Source organism: Leucobacter sp. M11 (assembly GCF_035726885.1).
GTDB lineage: Bacteria > Actinomycetota > Actinomycetes > Actinomycetales > Microbacteriaceae > JAPFRB01.
Genome location: NZ_JAPFRB010000002.1, coordinates 436997 through 437896 on the forward strand (window position 1 = coordinate 436997; position 900 = coordinate 437896).

General features: G+C 71.3%; 1 protein-coding gene. It reads right to left on the reverse strand.

Annotated elements, in window-relative coordinates; translation table 11 throughout:
• On the reverse strand, nt 1–782 hold a 782-nt coding region (locus OOT08_RS06360), incomplete at its 3' end, for an SURF1 family cytochrome oxidase biogenesis protein (protein ID WP_325091745.1).
• Nucleotides 783–900 lie beyond the last annotated feature (118 nt).

Below are 900 nucleotides of genomic sequence, written 5' to 3' on the forward strand. Positions count from 1 at the left end.
ATCTCGTCCAGCTCCTTCTCCCACGCGTCCTTCGTGATCCGGTACCAGAAGTACAGGGCGAAGCCGGCGAAGACGACCCACTCGGCCGCGTAGAAGAGGTTGAGCAGGTTGACCTTGTCCTGCGGCAGCGGCGGTACCGAGTCGATGAGGGTCAGGCCGTTCGGTGCCTCGTGGCTGACGAGGAAGCCGGGGTAGGTGTGGCCCGTGAACGGGGCCCAGAGGTTGACGAGCTGCGCGGGCGCCATCGTCTCGATGATGAAGGGGTCCGCGGCCTTGTCCGGGCGGGGCGGGCCCTCGGCGGGCATGTACCGGCCGATCAGCTCACGCGGCTCGGCGAATGCGGGGTCCGCCTCGATCCGATCGAGGACCCGCTGGGCCTCGTCCTCGCTGGCGGCCCAGCCGAGCGCGACCGCGAGGTGCGACGCGGGCTCCTCCTCGGTCACCAGGTGCCCGGCGACCCAGAAGCCCTCGCGGTCCTGGTTCATTCGGGTGCTGACCACCCGGCTGTCCCCCGGGACGAAGCTGCCCGTGACCGAGACCACCTGGGCGGCCATGTCCTCCGTGATGGGCTCCCCCGGGCCCGTCACGCGGTCCAGGGGCTTCACGGTCTCGGTGTCGTGGGTTTCCTGCTGCTCCGTGGTGATGGCGCTGCCCATCTGCCACTTGCCGAGCCAGGCGAAGCCCGCGGCAACCGCGAGGGCGAGGGCGAGGGCGGCGAGCCAGCGGGGTCGCCGCATGACCTGGCCGTGCGTGGGGCGGGTGCGTGTCGCGCTGATGGTCATTCTCCTGTGCTGGGGGGGTGAGAGGCCGCGGGGCGGCTATGCGTCGTTGGGGGCGAGCCGAACGCGGTCGGCGTCCTCGTCGGTGAGCTCGTCCTGGCTGGCTCGCTCGGCGGCGACC